General features: G+C 64.0%; 22 protein-coding genes. 3 read left to right on the top strand and 19 right to left on the bottom strand.

Annotated features, from left to right (window positions below):
- Window positions 1-23: 23 nt before the first annotated feature.
- The 16 genes from F6X59_RS25790 to ccoN (F6X59_RS25865) form a co-directional block, all read right to left on the bottom strand.
- Complete coding sequence (locus F6X59_RS25790; RefSeq protein WP_016498637.1) at window positions 24-572, bottom strand: adenine phosphoribosyltransferase; 549 nt, start codon at window positions 570-572, stop codon at window positions 24-26.
- A 55-nt stretch (window positions 573-627) separates the two neighbouring features.
- Window positions 628-1362, bottom strand: coding sequence for a Crp/Fnr family transcriptional regulator FnrA (gene fnrA / locus F6X59_RS25795; RefSeq protein WP_060508220.1), 735 nt, complete (start codon window positions 1360-1362; stop codon window positions 628-630).
- A 185-nt stretch (window positions 1363-1547) separates the two neighbouring features.
- Window positions 1548-2930, bottom strand: a complete 1383-nt coding sequence (gene hemN, locus F6X59_RS25800; RefSeq protein ID WP_152958914.1) for an oxygen-independent coproporphyrinogen III oxidase — start codon at window positions 2928-2930, stop codon at window positions 1548-1550.
- Window positions 2931-3037: 107 nt separating this feature from the next.
- Window positions 3038-3721, bottom strand: coding sequence for a sulfite exporter TauE/SafE family protein (locus F6X59_RS25805; RefSeq protein WP_372240541.1), 684 nt, complete (start codon window positions 3719-3721; stop codon window positions 3038-3040).
- On the bottom strand, window positions 3714-3929 hold the full coding sequence (gene ccoS, locus F6X59_RS25810; RefSeq protein WP_152958915.1) for a cbb3-type cytochrome oxidase assembly protein CcoS: 216 nt from the start codon (window positions 3927-3929) through the stop codon (window positions 3714-3716). The genes F6X59_RS25805 and ccoS overlap by 8 nt, the downstream gene beginning before the upstream one ends.
- Complete coding sequence (locus tag F6X59_RS25815; protein ID WP_152958916.1) at window positions 3911-6382, bottom strand: heavy metal translocating P-type ATPase; 2472 nt, start codon at window positions 6380-6382, stop codon at window positions 3911-3913. The genes ccoS and F6X59_RS25815 overlap by 19 nt, the downstream gene beginning before the upstream one ends.
- 80 nt (window positions 6383-6462) lie before the next feature.
- Entirely contained in the window at window positions 6463-6993 is a 531-nt protein-coding gene (locus F6X59_RS25820; RefSeq protein ID WP_152958917.1) for a FixH family protein, read from the bottom strand.
- Window positions 6994-7010: 17 nt separating this feature from the next.
- Window positions 7011-8426 carry a cytochrome c oxidase accessory protein CcoG gene (ccoG, locus tag F6X59_RS25825; protein ID WP_152958918.1) on the bottom strand — a complete coding sequence of 472 codons (1416 nt, stop codon included), beginning with the start codon at window positions 8424-8426 and terminating at the stop codon, window positions 7011-7013.
- A 246-nt stretch (window positions 8427-8672) separates the two neighbouring features.
- Complete coding sequence (gene ccoP / locus F6X59_RS25830) at window positions 8673-9653, bottom strand: cytochrome-c oxidase, cbb3-type subunit III (protein WP_152958919.1); 981 nt, start codon at window positions 9651-9653, stop codon at window positions 8673-8675.
- Window positions 9650-9841 (bottom strand): CcoQ/FixQ family Cbb3-type cytochrome c oxidase assembly chaperone, encoded by a 192-nt coding sequence (locus F6X59_RS25835; protein ID WP_056801413.1) that lies wholly within the window; start codon window positions 9839-9841, stop codon window positions 9650-9652. Before F6X59_RS25835 ends, ccoP (F6X59_RS25830) begins: the two co-directional genes overlap by 4 nt.
- Window positions 9842-9846: 5 nt before the next feature.
- Entirely contained in the window at window positions 9847-10455 is a 609-nt protein-coding gene (gene ccoO / locus F6X59_RS25840) for a cytochrome-c oxidase, cbb3-type subunit II (protein WP_054884105.1), read from the bottom strand.
- On the bottom strand, window positions 10455-11897 hold the full coding sequence (gene ccoN / locus F6X59_RS25845; RefSeq protein WP_085677877.1) for a cytochrome-c oxidase, cbb3-type subunit I: 1443 nt from the start codon (window positions 11895-11897) through the stop codon (window positions 10455-10457). The genes ccoO (F6X59_RS25840) and ccoN (F6X59_RS25845) overlap by 1 nt, the downstream gene beginning before the upstream one ends.
- 364 nt (window positions 11898-12261) lie before the next feature.
- A complete protein-coding gene (gene ccoP / locus F6X59_RS25850; protein WP_152958920.1) occupies window positions 12262-13203 on the bottom strand; it encodes a cytochrome-c oxidase, cbb3-type subunit III in 942 nt (313 codons plus the stop codon).
- Window positions 13200-13406 (bottom strand): cbb3-type cytochrome c oxidase subunit 3, encoded by a 207-nt coding sequence (locus F6X59_RS25855; protein WP_152958921.1) that lies wholly within the window; start codon window positions 13404-13406, stop codon window positions 13200-13202. Before F6X59_RS25855 ends, ccoP (F6X59_RS25850) begins: the two co-directional genes overlap by 4 nt.
- A gap of 5 nt (window positions 13407-13411) precedes the next feature.
- Window positions 13412-14020 (bottom strand): cytochrome-c oxidase, cbb3-type subunit II, encoded by a 609-nt coding sequence (ccoO, locus tag F6X59_RS25860; RefSeq protein WP_054884101.1) that lies wholly within the window; start codon window positions 14018-14020, stop codon window positions 13412-13414.
- 13 nt (window positions 14021-14033) lie between these two features.
- Window positions 14034-15458 (bottom strand): cytochrome-c oxidase, cbb3-type subunit I, encoded by a 1425-nt coding sequence (gene ccoN, locus F6X59_RS25865; protein ID WP_152958922.1) that lies wholly within the window; start codon window positions 15456-15458, stop codon window positions 14034-14036.
- A 51-nt stretch (window positions 15459-15509) separates the two neighbouring features.
- Here ccoN (F6X59_RS25865) and F6X59_RS25870 point away from each other — a divergent pair, with 51 nt between their 5' ends.
- On the top strand, window positions 15510-16202 hold the full coding sequence (locus F6X59_RS25870; protein WP_152958923.1) for an alpha/beta family hydrolase: 693 nt from the start codon (window positions 15510-15512) through the stop codon (window positions 16200-16202).
- Window positions 16203-16257: 55 nt separating this feature from the next.
- On the opposite strand, the gene F6X59_RS25875 is transcribed toward F6X59_RS25870, so the two are convergent.
- Together F6X59_RS25875 and F6X59_RS25880 are read right to left on the bottom strand one after the other, a co-directional pair.
- Window positions 16258-16542, bottom strand: a complete 285-nt coding sequence (locus F6X59_RS25875) for a pyrimidine/purine nucleoside phosphorylase (protein ID WP_152958924.1) — start codon at window positions 16540-16542, stop codon at window positions 16258-16260.
- A 76-nt stretch (window positions 16543-16618) separates the two neighbouring features.
- Complete coding sequence (locus tag F6X59_RS25880) at window positions 16619-17170, bottom strand: exonuclease domain-containing protein (RefSeq protein ID WP_152958925.1); 552 nt, start codon at window positions 17168-17170, stop codon at window positions 16619-16621.
- A 163-nt stretch (window positions 17171-17333) separates the two neighbouring features.
- Here F6X59_RS25880 and F6X59_RS25885 point away from each other — a divergent pair, with 163 nt between their 5' ends.
- Both F6X59_RS25885 and F6X59_RS25890 read left to right on the top strand, forming a co-directional pair.
- The gene (locus F6X59_RS25885; protein WP_152958926.1) at window positions 17334-18134 is read left to right on the top strand and encodes an ABC transporter substrate-binding protein; all 801 of its coding nucleotides are present in this window, start codon (window positions 17334-17336) and stop codon (window positions 18132-18134) included.
- A 64-nt stretch (window positions 18135-18198) separates the two neighbouring features.
- The gene (locus F6X59_RS25890) at window positions 18199-19212 is read left to right on the top strand and encodes a GNAT family N-acetyltransferase (RefSeq protein WP_152958927.1); all 1014 of its coding nucleotides are present in this window, start codon (window positions 18199-18201) and stop codon (window positions 19210-19212) included.
- An 80-nt stretch (window positions 19213-19292) separates the two neighbouring features.
- Here F6X59_RS25890 and F6X59_RS25895 read toward each other — a convergent pair whose 3' ends face one another.
- Entirely contained in the window at window positions 19293-19823 is a 531-nt protein-coding gene (locus F6X59_RS25895; RefSeq protein ID WP_079229034.1) for an RNA polymerase factor sigma-70, read from the bottom strand.
- Window positions 19824-20097: the final 274 nt, after the last annotated feature.

Here is a 20097-nt window from a genome sequence, read left to right on the forward strand (position 1 = left end):
GCACAGCGGCCCCAGCCAGCAACTCAGTATTCGCTCAGGGTAAACTCGGTCAGGCAGAAGGTCGGCACTCCGGCTGCCTGCAGCCGGCGCGAGCCATCCAGCTCCGGCAGGTCGATGATCGCCGCCGCCTCGAACACCTGTGCCCCGGTGCGACGCACCAGGTTGGCAGCGGCCAGCAGGGTGCCGCCGGTGGCAATCAGGTCATCGAAGATCAATACCGAATCGCCTTCGCACAGGCTGTCGGCATGCACTTCCAGGAAGGCTTCGCCGTATTCGGTCTGGTAGCCCTCGCTCAATACGTCAGCCGGCAGCTTGCCCTGCTTGCGGAACAGGATCAGCGGCTTGTTCAGCTGGTGGGCGATGATCGAGCCAATCAGGAAACCACGCGCGTCCATGGCGCCGATGTGGCTGAACTCAGCCTCGACGTAACGTTCGATGAACTGGTCGGCCACATAGCGCAGCCCGCGCGGCGACTGGAACAGCGGGGTGATGTCGCGGAAGATCACGCCGGGCTTGGGGAAGTCCACTACCGGGCGGATCAGGGCTTTGAGGTCGAAGGCGTCGCTGTGCATTGTTGCGGGTATCCTGGGAAAACGAATGCCCAAGTATACCCGCTAAACGTCGGCCTCAGGCCTCGATTGCACCACCGGCCAGCGCGCATAGCTGGATCGGGTCGAGGATGTGCACTTCCTTGCCTTCGGCGCGGATCAGGCCGTTCTGCTGGAAGCGGGTGAACACCCGCGACACGGTTTCCACCGCCAGGCCCAGGTAGTTGCCGATCTCATTGCGCGACATGCTCAGGCGGAACTGGTTGGCCGAGTAACCACGGGCGCGGAAGCGTGCGGACAGGTTGACCAGGAAGGTGGCGATGCGTTCGTCGGCGGTCTTCTTCGACAGCAGCAGCATCATCTGCTGATCGTCGCGAATTTCGCGGCTCATCACCCGCATCAGCTGGCGCCGCAACTGTGGCAGTTGGACCGAGAGCTCATCGAGGCGCTCGAAGGGGATTTCACAGACCGAGGTGGTTTCCTGGGCCTGGGCCGACACCGGGTAGGCTTCGGTGTCCATGCCGGACAGGCCGACCAGCTCGCTGGGCAGGTGGAAGCCGGTGATCTGCTCTTCACCGCTGTCGCTCAGGCTGAAGGTCTTGAGGGCGCCGGAACGTACGGCATAAACCGAGCCGAAATTGTCACCCTGGCGGAACAGGAACTCGCCTTTTTTCAGCGGGCGCCCGCGTTTGACGATTTCATCCAGTGCATCCATGTCTTCCAGGTTGAGCGAAAGAGGCAGGCACAGGGGGGCCAGGCTGCAGTCCTTGCAATGGGCCTGGTTGTGGGCGCGCAGTTTGACTGGCTCGGACATTTGAATCGATCCTTGTGGGAAAGCACACATAAGTCGTAAGGGTAACTCACGACGAGGGTGTAGGCCAGTCTGCGCTACTTTGAAGCGAACTGGCGAAACCCCGGCGGGAAAATGCCGGGAGTCCTTGTCAGCCCATAGTGTGCCAGCCCCAGGGGGCATGTCCATGTGGTCGATTGACTCCGTAATCAGATAACCCGCGAGAAGCGCTGGCGGTTATGCATCGCCAGGTAGGCATCGAACACCATGCACACCGAGCGCGCCAGCAGGCGCCCGGCCGGGAGGATGCGGATGCCCTTGTCGTCCAGGCTGATCAGGCCATCGCGCTGCATGGTCTGCAGTTCTGGCCAGAGATCGTTGAAATAGCCACGAAAATCGACGGTGAAAGCCTCCTCGATCGGCTCGAAGTCCAGTTCGAAATGGCAGATGAGCTGCTGGATCACGGCCCGCCGCAGGCGGTCGTCGTGGTTGCAGACCAGCCCACGCTGGGTCGCCAGCTGGGCGTTGGACAGGGTGTCCTGGTAGGTAGTGAGGTCGCTGCTGTTCTGGCAGTAGAGGTCGCCGATCTGGCTGATCGCCGATACCCCCAGGCCGATCAGGTCGCAATGACCGTGGGTGGTGTAACCCTGGAAGTTGCGCTGCAGAGTGCCTTCTTCCTGGGCGATCGCCAGTTCGTCGTCGGGCAGGGCGAAATGGTCCATGCCGATGTAGCGGTAGCCGGCGGCAGTCAGCTGTTCGATGGTGTTGTGCAGCATCTCGAGCTTCGCCGCCGGCGCCGGCAGGTCATTGCTGTCGATGCGCCGCTGGGGCATGAAGCGCTCGGGCAGGTGGGCGTAGTTGAACACCGAGAGGCGGTCGGGTTGCAGGCGGATCACTTCGTCGACGGTGCGGGCAAAACCTTCCACGGTCTGTTTGGGCAGGCCGTAGATCAGGTCGAGGTTGATCGAGCGGAACTGCAGGGTGCGCGCGGCCTCGATCAGGGTGCGGGTCTGCTCCAGGCTCTGCAGGCGGTTGACTGCACGCTGCACGGCCGGGTCGAGGTCCTGCACGCCGAGGCTGACGCGGTTGAAGCCCAGCTCACGGAGCAGGCCCATGGTCGACCAGTCGGCTTCGCGCGGGTCGATCTCGATGCCGTAGTCGCCGGAATCGTCATCCAGCAGGTTGAAGTGCTGGCGCAGGGTGGCCATCAGCTGGCGCAGTTCGACATGGCTGAGGAAGGTCGGTGTGCCGCCGCCAAAATGCAGCTGCTCAACGCGCTGTTTAGGGTCCAGGTGGCAGGCGATCAGCTGGATCTCCTGCTCCAGGCGCTGCAGGTAAGGTGCGGCGCGGCCGCGGTCCTTGGTGATGACCTTGTTGCAGGCGCAGTAGTAGCAGATGTTGGCGCAGAACGGCACGTGCACGTACAGCGACAGCGGGCGCACGGCCCGGCGGCTCTCGCGCAGGGCGTGGAGCAGGTCGAACGAGCCTACCTCGCTGTGCAGTTGCACGGCGGTCGGGTAGGAGGTGTAGCGTGGGCCGGCGAGATCGTAACGGCGGATCAGGTCGGCATCCCAACGTAGGTCGGCGAGCATGTGGGCGGTCCCCGGATGATGCAGCAGTGTCCGGAGTCTATGGCCGTCTGTAGGAAACTGTGTTGATTTGTATCAAGGCATGCAGGGGGGGCAAGGCGGCCTCTCTGTCAGTGGCCCATGAGCCAGTGCTGGTGCGGGCCGGGCAAGGTCCAGATGCCAAACAGGATCACCAGTACCCCGCCGGCCATGCGCACGCTGCGCCGTCTCAACAAAGCGTTTACCCGCTCTGCCGCCAGCCCCGTGGCCAGCAAGATCGGCCAGGTGCCCAACCCGAATGCCAGCATCAATGCCGCGCTGTAGCCGGCATTGCCCTGGCTGGCCGCCCACAGCAACGTGCTGTAGACCAGGCCGCACGGCAACCAGCCCCACAGTGCCCCCAACAGCAGGGCACGGGGCAGGCTGGAGACCGGCATCAGGCGCGAGGCAGCCGGCTGGATATGCCGCCACAGCCCTCGGCCCAGAGCTTCGATGCGGGTCAGCCCGCTCCACCAGCCGGCCAGGTACAGCCCCATGGCGATCAGTAGCAGCGCGGCCACCACGCGCAAGGCCATCGCCGCCGGGCTGCTGGCCAGCGCCCAGCCAGCCAGGCCCAGCAGCAGGCCGGCGCAGGCATAGCTGAGGATGCGCCCCAGGTTGTAGGCCATTAGCAGGCGCAGGCGCCGGCCGCGTTGTTCGGGGGGGATGGCCAGGGTCAGCGCGCCCATCAGGCCACCGCACATGCCCAGGCAGTGGCCGCCGCCGAGCAGGCCTAGGACCAGTGCCGAGCCGAGCAGGGGAAGCAGGTCAGGCACGGGGTGGCGCTGCCTTGTCGTCTGGTGCTGCGGTTTCTTCGGGTTTGACGGCTGCCTGGTGGCGCGGGTCCTGATCGTCGAACAGGATGCTGTGGGCCGGGCCTTCGAGGTCGTCGTACTGGCCGCTGTCCACTGCCCAGAAGAAGATGTAGACGGCCACGCCAACCAACAGCAGTGCGGCAGGGATCATCACATAGAGGGCGGGCATGGCGACTTCCTTCCGTAAGCGGCTGTGTCGTTCGCCGGTAAGCCAGCTGATGCAGGCAAGCGGGTTAGACGCAGCGCATTGAGCACCACGATCAGCGAACTGACCGACATGCCGATGGCCGCCCATACCGGGGTGATCCAGCCAAGCGCGGCGAACGGCAACATGAGGCCATTATACAGGGTTGCCCAGAGCAGGTTCTCGAGGATGTTGCGGCGGGTGCGGCGGGCCAGGTCGAAGGCCAGTACCAGTGCCTGCAGGCGGTTGGACAGCAGCACTGCGTCGGCGCAGGTCTTGGCCAGGTCGGTGGCGCTGCCCATGGCGATGCTGATGTCGGCGGCGGCCAGCACGGGCACGTCGTTGACCCCATCGCCGAGCATCAGCACCTTGCGCCCGGCGGCCTGCAGTGCCTTGAGGCGGTCGAGCTTGTCATCCGGGCGCAGGCCGCCGATGGCCTGGTCGATGCCCAGTTGCGCGGCCACCTCGGCGACCATCGGCGAGCTGTCGCCGGACAGCAGCAAGGTACGCCAGCCGCGTGCCTGGCAGGCAGCGAGCAGGGCTGGGGCATCCTCGCGCAGGCGATCATCGAGGCCGAACCAGGCTAGCGGGCCCTGGCGATCGCCCAGCAGCAGCCACTGGCCACGCGGTTCCGGCACGGCGGGGATTTCGGCGCCGCTGAGGGCGCAGACGAATGTGGCTTGGCCGATGCGCAGCGGCTGGCCGTCCACCTTGCCTTCAAGGCCGAGCCCCGGGACTGTCTGCACGTCGTCGGCAGCGGCGGCGGTGCGGCCAAAGGCACGCGCGATCGGGTGCTCGGAGCGGTTCTCGAGGGCGGCGGCAAGGGCCAGGCAACGGTCGGCCGGCAGTGCCGCCAGTGGGCGGATGCTGCGCAGGGTCAGGCGGCCTTCGGTGAGGGTGCCGGTCTTGTCGAAAATCACCGTGTCGATCTGGTTCAGGCCCTCAAGTACATGGCCACGGGTCACCAGCAGGCCGAGCTTGTGCAGGGTGCCGGTGGCGGCCGTGAGCGCGGTCGGGGTGGCCAGCGAGAGGGCGCACGGGCAGGTCGCCACCAGCATGGCCAGGACGATCCAGAAGGCCCGTGCCGGGTCCAGGTACCACCACCACAGGCCAATGGCTACGGCGGCCAGCAGCGAGAACAGCAGGAAATATTGCGAGGCGCGGTCGGCGATTTCCGCCAGCCGTGGCTTTTCTGTCTGCGCGCGCTCAAGCAGGCGGACGATGGCCGACAGGCGTGAGTCATGGCCGAGGGCTTCGACTTCCACGTTCAGTGTGCTCTCCACGTTCAGCGTGCCGCCGGTGACGCGCTCGCCGGCCCGCCGTGGTAGCGGCAGGTACTCGCCGGTCAGCAGCGATTCGTCGACGCTGGAACGCCCTTCGACGATGCGCCCGTCCGCCGGGATCACCGCGCCGGGCAGCACCTGCACGATGTCGCCACGCTGCAGTTCGCCAAGCAGGATGCGTTCGGCCCGCCCGTAGCTGTCCAGGCGCAGGCACGAGGCCGGTAGCAGGTTGACCAGCTGCGCGGTGGCTGCGGCCGTGCGTTCGCGGGCGCGGCGTTCGAGGTAGCGGCCAGTGAGCAGGAACAGGGCGAACATGCCGACGGTATCGAAATACAACTCGCCGCTGCCGGTCACGGCGGTCCAGATGCCAGCACCGAAGGCCAGGCCGATGGCCAGCGACACCGACACGTCCATGGTCAGGTGGCGGGTGCGCAGGTCGCGCGCGGCGCCCTTGAAGAACGGCGCGCAGCTGTAGAAGACGATGGGAATGGTCAGGAACAGCGCGACCCAGCGCAGAATGGTGTGCATTTCCGGCGACAGGTCGATGTTGAATTCTGGCCAGGTGGCCATGGTCGCCATCATCGCCTGGAACCACAGCAGGCCGGCCACGCCCAGGCGGCGCAGGGCGCTGCGGTTCTCCCGGGCCAGCTGCTCGGCGGCCTGGTCGGGTTGATACGGGTGGGCGGCATAGCCGATCTGGCGCAGTTCGGCGAGCAGCCGGGACAGCGGTAGCTGGTGGTCGTCCCAGTTGAGCAGCAGGCGGTGGTTGGACAGGTTCAGGCGGGCTTCGGCGACGCCCGGCAGATTGCGGAGGTGCTTTTCGATCAGCCAGCCGCAGGCGGCGCAGCTGATGCCTTCGACCAGCAAGGTCGCCTCGGCCAGGTCGCCGGCATGGCGGACGAAGTTCTGCTGGACATCACTGCGGTCGTACAGCGCCAGTTCGTCTTGCAGTTGTTTCGGCAGCGCCTCGGGGTTGGCACTGCGGTCGCTGCGGTGCTGGTAGTAGTGCTCAAGGCCACCGGCGACGATGGATTCGGCCACCGCCTGGCAGCCGGGACAGCAAAATTGCCGGGGCTCGCCGAGCACCACGGCAGTGAAGCGGCTGCCGGCGGGGACGGGCAGGGCGCAGTGGTAGCAAGGGGTGGGCTGGGTCATAAGGCAGGCACGGCTGGTGGGGCAGATGACAATCCCTGAGGGGGCGGGCTTGCCTGCCCCCTCAGGGAATGATGATGTGGCTACTGTTGGTGTTCGGCGCCCTGGAGCGCTTCATCGCCCAGCTGCAAGGTCACGCCATGTTCGACCTTCTCTTCCTCGAACAACCGCCATACATGCTCGTCCTGGCTACCCAACAGCTCCACGAACCGACGCCCGTCGACCTTGTCCTCCAGTTGCCCGACATAACGCCCGGCCTCCACCCGGCTGAGCAGCACCTTGCGGTCCTTGTCCGGCTGGGTGGGCGAAATCAGGTTCAGCTCCAGGCTCTGCGGGTCGCTGTTGCCGCTCAGGCGCACGTCCACCTCGCCAGTCAGCTCATCCAGGTGCACGCTGGCCTTGAGGTTGAGGGTCTGGGCCAGCAGCTCACGGTCCAGCGAACGGTTGATGCCTTTGCCGGCCTCGTAGTAGTTGTCGTTGACCAGGTTGTCCGGGTTGCGCACGGCAATGCTGACCATGGTCAGGCTCAGGCACACCGAAGTGGTCAGGATGCCGATGATGATCCAGGGCCAGAGGTGCTTGTACCAAGGGCTGGCGGCGGTGGCGGCAGGCATTGTCAGGGTTCTCTCTGTCAGCGGATCTGTGGGCCGATGAAGCGGCTCTTGGCTTCAACCTTGGCGGCGCTGTCGTCGGCGCTCTTGAGGATGAAGGTGATTTCGTTGGTGGTCGAGGGCAGCTTCTCGGGGGCGATCGACAGCTGTACCGGCAGGCTGACGATATCGCCGGCGGCTACGCGGATTTCGCGCTGGCCTTCCAGGCGCAGGTCGGGCAGGCCGGCGGCGTCCAGCACGTAGACGTGGTCGCGCTGGTCCTTGTTCATGACCTTGAGGCTGTATACGTTCTCGATCCGGCCCTGGGCGTTTTCGCGGTACAGCACGCGGTCCTTGCTGACGTCGAAGCCCACCAGCGAGCGGGTGGCGAAGGCGGTGCCCAGGGCGACGATCATCACCAGCAGCACCACGGCATAGCCAATCAGGCGCGGGCGCAGCATGTGGGTCTTCTGCCCCGAGAGGTTGTGCTCGGTGGTGTAGCTGATCAGCCCTTTGGGGTAGTTCATCTTGTCCATGATGCTGTCGCAGGCGTCGATGCACGCTGCGCAGCCGATGCACTCGATCTGCAGGCCATCGCGGATGTCGATGCCGGTGGGGCAGACCTGCACGCACATGGTGCAGTCGATGCAGTCACCCAGGCCCATGGCCTTGTAGTCGGCGTCTTTCTTGCGCGGGCCACGGGTTTCGCCGCGGCGCGGGTCGTACGAGACGATCAGGGTGTCCTTGTCGAACATCACACTCTGGAAGCGCGCATAGGGGCACATGTACACGCACACCTGCTCGCGCAGCCAGCCGGCGTTGCCGTAGGTGGCCAGGGTGAAGAAGCCGACCCAGAAGTAGGCCCAGCCATCGGCATCGCCTGTGAAGAACTCAGTGAGCAGTTCGCGGATCGGCGAGAAGTAGCCGACGAAGGTCATGCCGGTGACGAAGCCGATCAGCAGCCACAGGCTGTGCTTGGCGAACTTGCGCAGGAACTTGTTGCCGCTCATGGGCGAGCGGTCGAGTTTCATGCGCTGGTTGCGGTCACCCTCGGTGACTTTCTCGCACCACATGAAGATCCACGTCCACACGCTTTGCGGGCAGGTGTAGCCGCACCACACGCGGCCGGCGAACACAGTGATGAAGAACAGGCCGAAGGCGGCGACGATAAGGATGCCTGAAAGCAGGATGAAGTCCTGGGGCCAGATGGTGGCGCCGAAAATGTAGAATTTGCGCTCAGGCAGGTTCCACCACACGGCCTGGTGGCCACCCCAGTTCAGCCACACGGTGCCGAAATAGAGCAGGAACAGCGCGGCCCCGCCGACCATCCGCAGCCTGCGGAAGATGCCGGTGAAGGCGCGGGTGTAGATTTTCTCGCGAGAGGCGTAGAGGTCGACGGAATCCTTCCCTTTGTTGGCAGGCGGGGTGACGTCATGTACCGGAATTTGCTTGCTCATCATCAAGTCCCACGGCAGTGGAGAAACGCCGCGGCCAGTGCGTGCCGGCCACAGTCTCGCGCATGCTGCTAGCGCTCTGCGATCAATGATACGCCGCTGGTGGCGATATGGGATCGCGCTGCGACCTTTAGTCGCGTTGGGTTCGTGGTATGAATCGTGTTATGGCGGGTGTCAATTGATCCAGGTCATCTTGTGCTGCATTTGCCGGCCTCATCGCGGATAAATCCGCGAGAGGCCAGGCCTGCCTTACTCAGCCTGCTGGGCCGGTTCAGCCTGGTGCGACAGGCTGTACACATAAGCCGCCAGCAAGTGCACCTTGTCATTGCCCTGCAACTGTTCCTGCGCCGGCATCTGCCCTTGGCGGCCATAGCGAATGGTCTGCTGCAGCTGGGCAAAGCTCGAACCGTAGATGAACGCCTGCGGGTGGGTCAGGTTCGGCGCACCCATGGCCGGGGTGCCCTTGCCCTCAGGGCCGTGGCAGGCCACACAGTTGGCGGCGAACAGCTTCTGGCCGTTCTCGGCATCGGCCTTGGCACCTTCCGGCAGGCTGCGGCCATCGAGCTTGCTGGTGACGAACGCGGCGACATCGGCCACGCCCTGTTCGCCAAGCACTTCCCCCCAGGCCGGCATCACGCCATGGCGGCCGCCCATGATGGTGGTCTTGATGGTTTCCGGCTCGCCGCCCCAGCGCCAGTCCTGGTCGGTCAGGTTGGGGAAGCCATAGGCGCCCTTGGCATCGGAACCGTGGCACACCGAGCAGTTCGAGGCGAACAGGCGTGCGCCCATTTTCAGCGCTTGCGGGTCCTTGGCAACCTCTTCGATCGGCATCGCCGCGAACTTGGCGAAGATCGGCCCGAAGCGTGCGTTGGCCTTGGCCATTTCCTTTTCCCACTCGTGCACGCCGGTCCAGCCCGGCTGGCCGTTGGAGAACTCGGTCTGCTTGTCGTTATCCAGGTACGAATAGCCCGGCAGGATGCCTTTCCAGTTGCCCAGGCCTGGGTACAGCACCAGGTAGCCGAGGGCGAAGATGATGGTGCCGACAAACAGCCAGAACCACCATTTCGGCAGCGGGTTGTCGTATTCCTCGATGCCATCGAAGGCATGCCCGACGGTCTCGTCGGTGACCTCTTCGCGCTGGCCCTTGCGGGTCGACAGCAGCAGCCAGGTCAGCGAGAAGATGGTGCCCAGGGTCAGGACGGTAACGTACAGACTCCAGAAGGTTGTCATTGTTGTTTGCTCCCAGAAGCTTTTGCTTGCTCGACGTGCCGGCTGGCCTCGGGGTCATCCGCGAAGGGCAGTTGCGTCGCCTCGTCGAAGTCCTTCTTGCGCCTTGGGTTGAACACCCACAGGGCCAGGCCCACGAAGGCCACCATCACCACGACGGTGCCCAGGCCGCGAATCATCCCGATATCCATCAGCGTCACCGTTTGCTTTTGATGATGGTGCCAAGACCCTGCAGGTACGCGACCAGTGCGTCCATTTCGGTCTTGCCCTTGACCGCGTCGCGGGCGCCGGCGATGTCGGCGTCGCTGTACGGCGTGCCCAAGGTACGCAGCACTTCCAGTTTCTTCGCGGTGTCCTTGCCGTCGAGCTTGTTCTCGACCAGCCACGGGTAGGCCGGCATCTTCGATTCCGGCACCACGTTGCGCGGGTTGTACAGGTGCGCGCGGTGCCAGTCATCGGAGTAGCGGCCACCCACGCGGGCCAGGTCCGGGCCGGTGCGCTTGGAGCCCCACAGGAACGGGTGGTCCCAGACGCTTTCGCCAGCGACCGAGTAGTGGCCGTAGCGCTCGGTTTCGGCGCGGAACGGGCGAATCATCTGCGAGTGGCAGCCCACGCAGCCTTCACGGATGTAGATGTCGCGGCCTTCGACTTCCAGCGCGGTGCGCGGCTTCATGCCTTCGACCGGCTTGTTGGTGACGTCCTGGAAAAACAGCGGGACGATCTGGGTCAGGCCACCGACGCTCACGGCGATGACCATGAAGAAGGCCAGCAGGCCTATGTTCTTCTCGACGGCTTCATGCTTCATCAGTGCGCTCCCACGACGACGATCTTGGCGGCTTCCTCGGCCTGTGCCGGGTTGGCGGCACGCACGGTACGGAACACGTTGTAGGCCATCAGCAGCATGCCGGTGGCGAAGAACGCACCGCCCAGGGCGCGGACGATATAGCCAGGGTGGCTGGCCTGCAGGGCTTCGACGAAGGAGTAGGTGAGCGTGCCGTCATCGTTGATGGCGCGCCACATCAGGCCCTGGGTGATGCCGTTGACCCACATCGAGGCGATGTACAGCACGGTGCCGATGGTCGCCAGCCAGAAGTGCGCGTTGATCAGGCCGACGCTGTGCATCTGCTCGCGGCCGTAGAGTTTCGGGATCATGTGGTAGACCGCGCCGATCGAGATCATCGCCACCCAGCCGAGGGCACCGGCGTGCACGTGGCCGATGGTCCAGTCGGTGTAGTGCGACAGCGAGTTGACGGTCTTGATGGCCATCATCGGGCCTTCGAAGGTGGACATGCCGTAGAACGCCAGCGACACCACCAGGAAGCGCAGGATCGGGTCGGTACGCAGTTTGTGCCAGGCGCCCGACAGGGTCATCATGCCGTTGATCATGCCGCCCCAGCTCGGTGCCAGCAGGATGATCGACATCACCATGCCCAGCGATTGCGCCCAGTCCGGCAGCGCGGTGTAGTGCAGGTGGTGCGGGCCGGCCCAGATGTACAGGGTGATCAGTGCCCAGAAGTGCACGATCGACAGGCGATAGGAGTAGATCGGCCGTTCAGCCTGCTTGGGTACGAAGTAGTACATCATCCCCAGGAAGCCGGTGGTGAGGAAGAAGCCCACCGCGTTGTGGCCGTACCACCACTGGATCATCGCGTCGGTGGCGCCAGCGTAGGCCGAGTACGACTTGAACAGGCTCACCGGCAGCGAGATGTGGTTGACGATGTGCAGCATCGCGGTGACCACGATGAAGGCGCCGTAGAACCAGTTGCCGACATAGATGTGCTTGGTCTTGCGCTTGACGATGGTGCCGAAGAACACCAACCCGTAGGTCACCCAGACAATGGCCAGGAGGATCGCCAGCGGCCACTCGAGCTCGGCGTATTCCTTGGTGGTGGTGAAGCCCATCGGCAGGGTGATCAGCGCGCCGACGATCACCGCCTGCCAGCCCCAGAAGGTGAAGGCGGCCATGCTGTCGGAGATCAGCCGGGTCTGGCAGGTCCGCTGCACCACGTAGTAGCTGGTGCCGAACAGCGCACAGCCACCGAAGGCGAAGATGACCAGGTTGGTGTGCAGCGGGCGCAGGCGGCCGAAGCTGGTCCAGGGCAGGTCCAGGTTCAGTTGCGGCCACACCAGCTGCGAGGCGATGAAGACGCCCAGGCCCATGCCAAGGATCCCCCAGACCACCGTCATGATGGCGAACTGGCGGACGACCTTATAGTTATAAGCAGTCGGACTGATTGCTGTGCTCATTCTAAGGTTCCACGGTTTTGGTGTTCTTGTTGGTCGAAAAATCGGCGCCAGTATCGATAACCACTTGGGTTATGGCAACGCAAGGATCCTTGCGCCGACCCGTGTCCGGGCCCTTTCGCCGGTGTCCCACGGCGATAGGGTCGGGACGATTGTACACAAATAAATATTTGTAATGTGTACCGTTTTTCAACTTTTTCTGATCGATCGGTCAGGCTTTTTCGGGGGCGGCATCAGGCTGTGCGCCGCGTCTGCTTCGGTCCTTGCGGAGCGAAGCCCACTGAGGCAACAAGCTTAGTTCTGTTCGGAGGGGGTGCAAGGGCGGAGGTAGAGCGGGGAGGGGGGCCGCAAGGCGGCCCCAAGGGTATTACTGGGCGGTCAGGTTCTCGGCGGTGCCGTTCTGCGACAGGCTGTACACATAGGCAGCCAGCAGATGCACCTTGTCATTGCCCTGGATTTCCGCCTGGGCCGGCATCTGCCCCTGGCGCCCATAGCGAATGGTCTGCTGCAACTGGGCAAAGCTCGAACCATAGATGAACGCCTGCGGATGGGTCAGGTTCGGTGCGCCCATGGCCGGGGTGCCTTTACCTTCAGGCCCGTGGCAGGCCACGCAGTTGCCGGCGAAGATTTCCTTGCCCTTGACCGGGTCGGCCTTGACCCCTTCCGGCAGGCTGCGGCCGTCGAGGTTGGTCAACACGAACGCGGCGACATCCGCCACACCCTGTTCCCCGATCACCTCGGCCCACGCCGGCATCACGCCGTGGCGGCCATTCATGATCGACGCCTTGATGGTCTCCGGCTCGCCGCCCCAGCGCCAGTCCTGGTCGGTCAGGTTGGGGAACCCGTAGGCGCCCTTGGCATCCGAACCGTGGCACACCGAGCAGTTGGAGGCGAACAGGCGGCTACCCATTTTCAGTGCCTGTGGGTCCTTGGCCACTTCCTCGACGGGCATGGCGGCATACTTGGCGAAGATCGGGCCGAACTTGGCGTCGGCCTTCTCCATCTCCTTCTGCCACTCGTTGGCACCGGTCCAGCCATTCTCGTAGCCGGGCAGGATGCCTTTCCAGTTGCCCAGGCCCGGGTACAGCACCAGGTAGCCGGCACCGAACACCAGGGTGCCGACGAACAGCCAGAACCACCACTTGGGCAGCGGGTTGTCGTACTCCTCGATGCCATCGAAGCTGTGCCCCATGGTCTGGTCGGTGGTGCTGTTGCTCTGGCCCTTGCGGGTCGACAGCAACAGCCACGCCAGGCCGATCAGGCTGCCGATGGTCAGTACGCTGATGTAGGTACTCCAGAAGGTCGTCATTGCGCTTTGCTCCTCACAGCCGCAGTCATGGCAGCAGGTTCCTGCCCGGCAGGGGGCAGGCGGTCGTCGACGAAGGGCAGCAGGCGCGCTTCGGCGAAATCATGGTCGCGGCGACGGTTGAACACCCATAGCGAGAGGCCGATGAAGGCGACCATCACCACCAGGGTGCCCAGGCCACGGATCATGCCGATGTCCATTTCCATGCGGGTTACCTCTTGTTCTTGATGGCGGTGCCGAGCACCTGCAGGTAGGCGACCAGGGCGTCCATCTCGGTCTTGCCCTTGACCGCATCACGGGCACCGGCGATGTCCTCGTCGGTGTACGGCACGCCCAGGGTGCGCAGGGTGCGCATCTTGGTGTCGGTGTGGCTGTTGTCGACCTTTTCGGCGACCAGCCACGGGTAGGACGGCATCTTCGACTCCGGTACCACGTTGCGCGGGTTGTACAGGTGCGCGCGGTGCCAGTCGTCCGAATAGCGGCCACCCACGCGGGCCAGGTCCGGCCCGGTGCGCTTGGAGCCCCACAGGAACGGGTGGTCCCAGACGCTTTCGCCCGCGACCGAGTAGTGGCCGTAGCGTTCGGTTTCGGCGCGGAACGGGCGGATCATCTGCGAGTGGCAGCCGACGCAGCCTTCGCGGATGTAGATGTCGCGGCCTTCCAGTTGCAGCGCGGTGTAGGGCTTCATGCCTTCGACCGGCTTGTTGGTGACGTCCTGGAAGAACAGCGGGACGATCTGGGTCAGGCCGCCGATGCTCACGGCAAACACCATCAGCAGGGCCAGCAGGCCGACGTTTTTCTCGATGACTTCATGTTTCATCAGGCAGGTCTCCTCAAGCCAGCTGGGCGTTCGCAGGGGCGGCGTCGAGCGCCGGCGAACGCACGGTGCGCCAGGTGTTCCAGGCCATCAGGAACATGCCGCTGAGGAATATCGCGCCGCCAACGAAGCGCACGATGAAGCCTGGGTGGCTGGCCACCAGGGTTTCCACGAACGAGTAGGTGAGCGTGCCGTCGCTGTTGACCGCGCGCCACATCAGGCCCTGGGCGATGCCGTTGACCCACATCGAGGCGATGTACAGCACGGTGCCGATGGTTGCCAGCCAGAAGTGCGCGTTGATCAGGCCGATGCTGTGCATCTGCTGCTTGCCGAACACTTTCGGGATGGTGTGGTACAGCGCGCCGATCGAGATCATCGCTACCCAGCCGAGGGCACCGGCGTGCACGTGGCCGATGGTCCAGTCGGTGTAGTGGGACAGGGCGTTGACCGTCTTGATGGCCATCATCGGGCCTTCGAAGGTGGACATGCCGTAGAACGCCAGCGACACCACCAAAAAGCGCAGGATCGGGTCGCTGCGCAGTTTGTGCCAGGCGCCCGAGAGGGTCATCATGCCGTTGATCATGCCGCCCCAGCTTGGCGCCAGCAGGATCAGCGACATCACCATGCCCAGCGATTGCGCCCAGTCCGGCAGCGCGGTGTAGTGCAAGTGGTGCGGGCCGGCCCAGATGTACAGGGTGATCAGTGCCCAGAAGTGGACGATCGACAGGCGATAGGAATACACCGGGCGCTCGGCCTGCTTGGGCACGTAGTAGTACATCATCCCGAGGAAGCCGGCGGTGAGGAAGAAACCTACCGCGTTGTGGCCGTACCACCATTGCACCATGGCGTCGGTGGCGCCGGCGTAGACCGAGTACGACTTGGTCAGGCTGACCGGCAGTTCCAGGTTGTTGACGATGTGCAGCAGCGCCACGGTGAGGATGAAGGCGCCGAAGAACCAGTTGCCCACGTAGATGTGCTTGGTGGTGCGTTTCATCAGCGTGCCGAAGAACACGATGGCGTAGCTCACCCAGACGATGGTGATCAGGATGTCGATCGGCCATTCCAGCTCGGCGTATTCCTTGGAGCTGGTGTAGCCCAGCGGCAGGGTGATGGCCGCCAGCAGGATCACCAGTTGCCAGCCCCAGAAGCTGAACGCGGCCAGTTTGGGCGCGAACAGGGTGGTCTGGCAGGTGCGTTGCACCGAATAATAGGAGGTGGCGAACAGCGCGCAGCCGCCGAAGGCAAAGATCACCGCATTGGTATGCAGGGGTCGCAGGCGGCCGAAGCTGGTCCAGGGGAGGTCGAAGTTGAGGGAAGGCCAGGCGAGCTGGGCGGCGATGAAGACACCGAGCCCCATCCCGACGATTCCCCACACCACCGTCATGATGGCGAATTGGCGGACCACCTTGTAGTTATAGGCGGTACTGCTGGTTGTGTTCATGTATGGGTTCCCATCCACGGTTATTTTGGCAGGCTTTACAGCGAGGCAAGCATGAGTAATGGGCAAAGTGCCGGTATTGACGGGGATCAATGGGCGCAAGTCGGAAATGTCCCAGGCTTGCGCTGCGATCCTCCGCGAATGGGCGGCGAGGGCAGTGCGTGCGCGTGCCTGATCCTGGCCCATGGCGCGGGTGCGCCGATGGACAGCGAGTTCATGGACGAAATGGCGCAAAGGCTCGCGGCGCTTGGGGTCGGGGTGGTTCGCTTCGAGTTCCCCTACATGGCCGAGCGGCGCAACGGCGGCGGCAAGCGGCCGCCCAATCCGCAGAAGGTGCTGCTGGAATGCTGGCGCGAGGTGTACCGGCAGGTGCGACCTTTGGTCACGGGCAGGCTGGCCATTGGCGGCAAGTCGATGGGCGGGCGCATGGCCAGCCTGCTGGCCGATGAACTGGGGGCGGATGCGCTGGTGTGCCTGGGCTATCCGTTCTATGCGGTGGGCAAGCCGGAGAAGCCACGGGTCGAGCACCTGGCCGAGCTGAAGACGCGCACGCTGATCGTGCAGGGCGAGCGCGATGCGCTGGGCAATCGGGAGGCGGTGGAAGGGTATGCGCTGTCACCGGCTATCGACGTGAACTGGCTGGTGGCGGGGGATCATGACCTGAAGCCGCTGAAGGCTTCGGGGTTCAGCCATGAGCAGCACTTGCAGGCTGCGGCCGAAAAAGTGGCGGGTTTTCTGAAGGATTAATGCTGGCTTCTTCGCGGCGGCTCGACGCCGCGAAGAAGCCGGTGCGGGCTAACGCTTAGTCGCGGTACTCGCACAGGTAAGCGGTATCCACTTTCACCTGCAGCTGGAACTTGCTGTCGGCCGGCACGTTGAACGTGTCGCCAGCGTTGAAGGTTTCCCAGTTGTCGCTACCCGGCAGCTTCACGGTCAGGGCGCCGGACACCACGTGCATGATCTCGCGCTTGGCAGTGCCGAACTCGTATTCGCCCGGGGCCATCACGCCCACAGTGGCAGGGCCTTCGTCACCGGCGAAGGCGATCGACTTGACGGTGCCGTTGAAGTACTCGTTGACCTGGAACATGGGCGACTCCTGAAAGAATGGGGGGTGAAAAAGGGCTGGCCAGTATGCCCAAGCCCATTGGCCCCGTCATCTGCTTTCAGGTGCCGTTCGCAGGCAGGCTCAAGGGCAGCAGGCGTGCGGTGTTGCGCGCATCTTCCAGGGCCCGGTGCTGCTGCCCGCAGAAGTGCATGCCCGCCAGTTGCAGCGCGCCATTGAGCCCGGCCGGGCGCTGCAGGTGGCGAGCCTTGGCGAAGCGCTGCTTGAGGTTGATGTGCGGCAGCTCGCGCAGCAGGCTGTCGACTTCATGCTGGCGCCATTCCTGCAACAGCTGCTGGCGGTCATAGTCGCCCCAGCTGACCCAGGCTTGCAGCTGCCCGCGGTGGTGCCCCAGCCAGCGCTCGAAACGCTCCCAGACCTCGGGGAAGGCCGCGGCACTGTCGACACTGGCCTGGCTGATGTGCGTCAGCTCGCGGCAGAACGGTGTCAGCTGCGGCCGCCGCCGGGGCCGCACGAAGCGCTGGAAGTGGTCCACTTCACGGCCTTCGCGGGTCACCAGGCTGGCGCCGATTTCAATGATTTCCATCTCCGTGACCGGCCAGCCACCGTCATCGGTGGTGGCTTCCAGGTCGATCACCAACCAGTGGCCCATACCAGGCTCCCTCGCCAAACATGCCAAAGCAGCGTAGCCAATGTCTGGCCTTACGGCATCCCCTGGCAAAATGCCCTTACTTTGGCATAACCAGCAGTTGTGCAGTGCCGGGAAAACGCCTAGCTTAAGCGCATCCAGGTATGAACCGTGATGAGCGTCCGCTTTGACTCCAGCGCCCGGCCTGAAGCTAATCTCCACTCTGATGCTGCTGGCTGCGGCCTGGCTGGCGCTGCCAGCGTGGGCCGTCGAGGCCATCGAGGTGAAGATCGGCGCTGCGCATTTCCCGCCTTATACCGTGCGCCCGGAGCAGGGCGCCGACACCGGTTTGCTGCCCCAGCTGGTCGAGGCATTGAACCGCATGCAATCGGACTACCGCTTCATCCTGGTGCCGACCTCCATCCAGCGGCGCTTTGGTGATTTCCAGCAAGGCCGCACGGACATGGCGATCTTCGAGAACCCCGAGTGGGGCTGGCAGCAGATTACCCACCAGGCGGTGGACATGGGCCTGGAGGATGCCGAAGTGTTCGTTGCCAGGAAAACCAGCGGTCGCGATCAGCATTATTTCGACAGTTTGAGCGGTAAGCGTCTGGCGCTGTTCAACGGCTATCACTATGCCTTTGCCAACTTCAACTCCGACCCCAACTACCTGCGCAAGACCTACAACGCAACGCTGACCTACTCCCACGACAGCAACCTGCTGATGGTCCAGGCCGGTCGCTCCGACATTGCCCTGGTGACGCGCTCCTACCTGAGCGACTTCCTGGCCCGCAACCCCGACAGCCTCAGCCAGCTGATCGCCTCGCAGCGCATCGACCAGGTTTATCACCACTATGCCTTGCTGCGTCCCGGTGCCCCGATCACCGACCATAAGTTCGCCGAGCTGCTGCGCCACCTGCGCGACACGGGCGAACTGACGCGCATCTTCCAGCCCTACCGGATCACCGTCGCCGCGCCGAACGACTAAATTCCCCAGGCATGGGCACGTCATCAGAAGTGAGCCTTTCTTTATGACTTCGTGAGCCAAGACCATGCCGTTCGATGCCGCTTCGCAGCCTCTGTCCTTACCCCGCTGGCGCAGCCTCGATGCCGAGGAGGATGACCGCCGGCTGAGCCTGACCCTTGAAGGGCAGCCATTGATTCAGCTGCGACTGGAGCCGGGCGATACGCTGCAAGTGCATGTGCAAAGCCTGTGTTCGGAGCGCCCGCAGCAGGCGCTGTGGGCTGCCTGCTATTGGCTGCTGTCACGTGATCCGGCTCGCCAGCGCCTGGCCGTGCACCTGCCGTCCAGCGTGCCGCAGGCTTTGGCCAGCGGTTTGTTGCTGGCCGGCGAAGTCGCCGGGGTCTACCTGTGTGAGCGCGCGCTGTTCTGGCAGTTGCCGCAGCCGTGGCTGGTGGCTTCGAACAGCGGTGCCTATCCGCAGCAGATGCAGTTCAGCAACGGCAAGCGCCACCCGCGCCGGGCACCCAAGCCGCGTGGCGAGGTGTATCGCCGGTTCGATGCGCGGCTGGGCGCCTGGGTGTCGTTGCGTACCCTGGAAGTCGACCAGGATCTGGAGCGCTTCAACCGCTGGCAGAACCACCCCCGGGTCGAGAAATTCTGGCAGGAGGCGGGCTCGCTGGAGCAGCACCGCGCGTACCTGACCAAGCTCGAAGCCGACCCGCACACCCTGACCCTGATCGGCTGTTTCGATGATCAGCCGTTCGCCTACTTCGAAGCGTACTGGGCCAAGGAGGATCGCATTGCGCCGTTCTATCCAGCCGATGATTATGACCGTGGCATCCACATGCTGGTGGGGGAGGAGGCACACCGGGGCCCGCATAAGGTCGCCAGCTGGCTGTCGGCGCTGGTGCACTATCTGTTCCTGGACGACCCACGCACCCAGCGAGTGGTGGCTGAGCCCCGTGCCGACAACGGCAAGATGATCGGCTACATGCACGACCAGTGTTTCCATTGCGACAAGGAATTCGACTTCCCGCACAAGCGCGCGGCATTGATGATTCTGGGGCGGGAGCGGTTCTTCGAGCGCTGCAAGCTGGCGTAGCTGCAAGCCTCAAGCTGCAAGTGTGATTGGCGGTAGACCGCTGTTTCTTGCAGCTTGCAGCTTAGCGCTTGCAGCTTCTGTCAGGCCTGCCGGTTGGCAGTCTTGCGACAATGCACCAGGGCATCGCGAATCATGAAGTTGACCAGGGTCGGCGAAACCCCCAGTTCCTTGGCGATGTCCTTCTGCGGCACGCCATGCAGGCGATACATCTCGAAGGCATAGCGGGTGCGCTGGGGCAGTTCGTTGAGCGCCTCGGCGATGTGTTCGAGCGCCGCCAGGTTGATGTGCGTGGCTTCGGGCGAGGCGTTCGGGATGACCACGTTCAGGCCTTCCTCTTCGCTGCCGGAATACTTCAGCTCCATGGCCTGCTTGCGGTAATGGTCGATGGCCAGGTTGCGCACGATCTGGAACAGGTAGCTGAGCTGCGCCTTGAACGACGAGGTGATCTGCGGGGCGGCGCTGAGCCGGAAGAAGGCATCCTGCACCACGTCCTCGGCGCGCGAGCGGCAGCCGGTGATGCGGGCTGCGATCTTGACCAGGATGCTGCGGTTGTCGACGAATGCCTGGAGTAATGGTGAATCGCACTTACTTGTGGATAGTTGTTCCGCCATGGAAATCACCTTGTCTCGAACGGGGAAGGGAGCACCCCTTGAAGGGAAGCTGCCTACGACGTGCGACAAACTATTCAGAATGATAATGATTGTCAAATACGAAAGTTAATGAGTTTCTATTAGATTCAGTTCTAAGGCGAACCGCGTGATGCAGTTCACCTTGCGCCCCTGCTTACACGGCTAATTTCCCGCCGCGCCCATCCGTTCCCCTGTGTACATCCGGCCGCTGCCGCTGCCCGCCGACCTTGTGCGGGGCAGCCAGCCCGACTTAACC

The organism is Pseudomonas sp. MN1F (assembly GCF_009391885.1).
Classification (GTDB): Bacteria; Pseudomonadota; Gammaproteobacteria; order Pseudomonadales; family Pseudomonadaceae; genus Aquipseudomonas.

Bases quoted from the DNA above. Each gene is read 5' to 3' on its own strand.
- F6X59_RS25790 (WP_016498637.1), bottom strand. From the start codon at position 572: ATGCACAGCGACGCCTTCGACCTCAAAGCCCTGATCCGCCCGGTAGTG.
- fnrA (WP_060508220.1), bottom strand. From the start codon at position 1,362: ATGTCCGAGCCAGTCAAACTGCGCGCCCACAACCAGGCCCATTGCAAG.
- hemN (WP_152958914.1), bottom strand. From the start codon at position 2,930: ATGCTCGCCGACCTACGTTGGGATGCCGACCTGATCCGCCGTTACGAT.
- ccoS (WP_152958915.1), bottom strand. From the start codon at position 3,929: ATGCCCGCCCTCTATGTGATGATCCCTGCCGCACTGCTGTTGGTTGGC.
- F6X59_RS25815 (WP_152958916.1), bottom strand. From the start codon at position 6,382: ATGACCCAGCCCACCCCTTGCTACCACTGCGCCCTGCCCGTCCCCGCC.
- F6X59_RS25820 (WP_152958917.1), bottom strand. From the start codon at position 6,993: ATGCCTGCCGCCACCGCCGCCAGCCCTTGGTACAAGCACCTCTGGCCC.
- ccoG (WP_152958918.1), bottom strand. From the start codon at position 8,426: ATGAGCAAGCAAATTCCGGTACATGACGTCACCCCGCCTGCCAACAAA.
- ccoP (WP_152958919.1), bottom strand. From the start codon at position 9,653: ATGACAACCTTCTGGAGTCTGTACGTTACCGTCCTGACCCTGGGCACC.
- F6X59_RS25835 (WP_056801413.1), bottom strand. From the start codon at position 9,841: ATGGATATCGGGATGATTCGCGGCCTGGGCACCGTCGTGGTGATGGTG.
- ccoO (WP_054884105.1), bottom strand. From the start codon at position 10,455: ATGAAGCATGAAGCCGTCGAGAAGAACATAGGCCTGCTGGCCTTCTTC.
- ccoN (WP_085677877.1), bottom strand. From the start codon at position 11,897: ATGAGCACAGCAATCAGTCCGACTGCTTATAACTATAAGGTCGTCCGC.
- ccoP (WP_152958920.1), bottom strand. From the start codon at position 13,203: ATGACGACCTTCTGGAGTACCTACATCAGCGTACTGACCATCGGCAGC.
- F6X59_RS25855 (WP_152958921.1), bottom strand. From the start codon at position 13,406: ATGGAAATGGACATCGGCATGATCCGTGGCCTGGGCACCCTGGTGGTG.
- ccoO (WP_054884101.1), bottom strand. From the start codon at position 14,020: ATGAAACATGAAGTCATCGAGAAAAACGTCGGCCTGCTGGCCCTGCTG.
- ccoN (WP_152958922.1), bottom strand. From the start codon at position 15,458: ATGAACACAACCAGCAGTACCGCCTATAACTACAAGGTGGTCCGCCAA.
- F6X59_RS25870 (WP_152958923.1), top strand. From the start codon at position 15,510: ATGAGTAATGGGCAAAGTGCCGGTATTGACGGGGATCAATGGGCGCAA.
- F6X59_RS25875 (WP_152958924.1), bottom strand. From the start codon at position 16,542: ATGTTCCAGGTCAACGAGTACTTCAACGGCACCGTCAAGTCGATCGCC.
- F6X59_RS25880 (WP_152958925.1), bottom strand. From the start codon at position 17,170: ATGGGCCACTGGTTGGTGATCGACCTGGAAGCCACCACCGATGACGGT.
- F6X59_RS25890 (WP_152958927.1), top strand. From the start codon at position 18,199: ATGCCGTTCGATGCCGCTTCGCAGCCTCTGTCCTTACCCCGCTGGCGC.
- F6X59_RS25895 (WP_079229034.1), bottom strand. From the start codon at position 19,823: ATGGCGGAACAACTATCCACAAGTAAGTGCGATTCACCATTACTCCAG.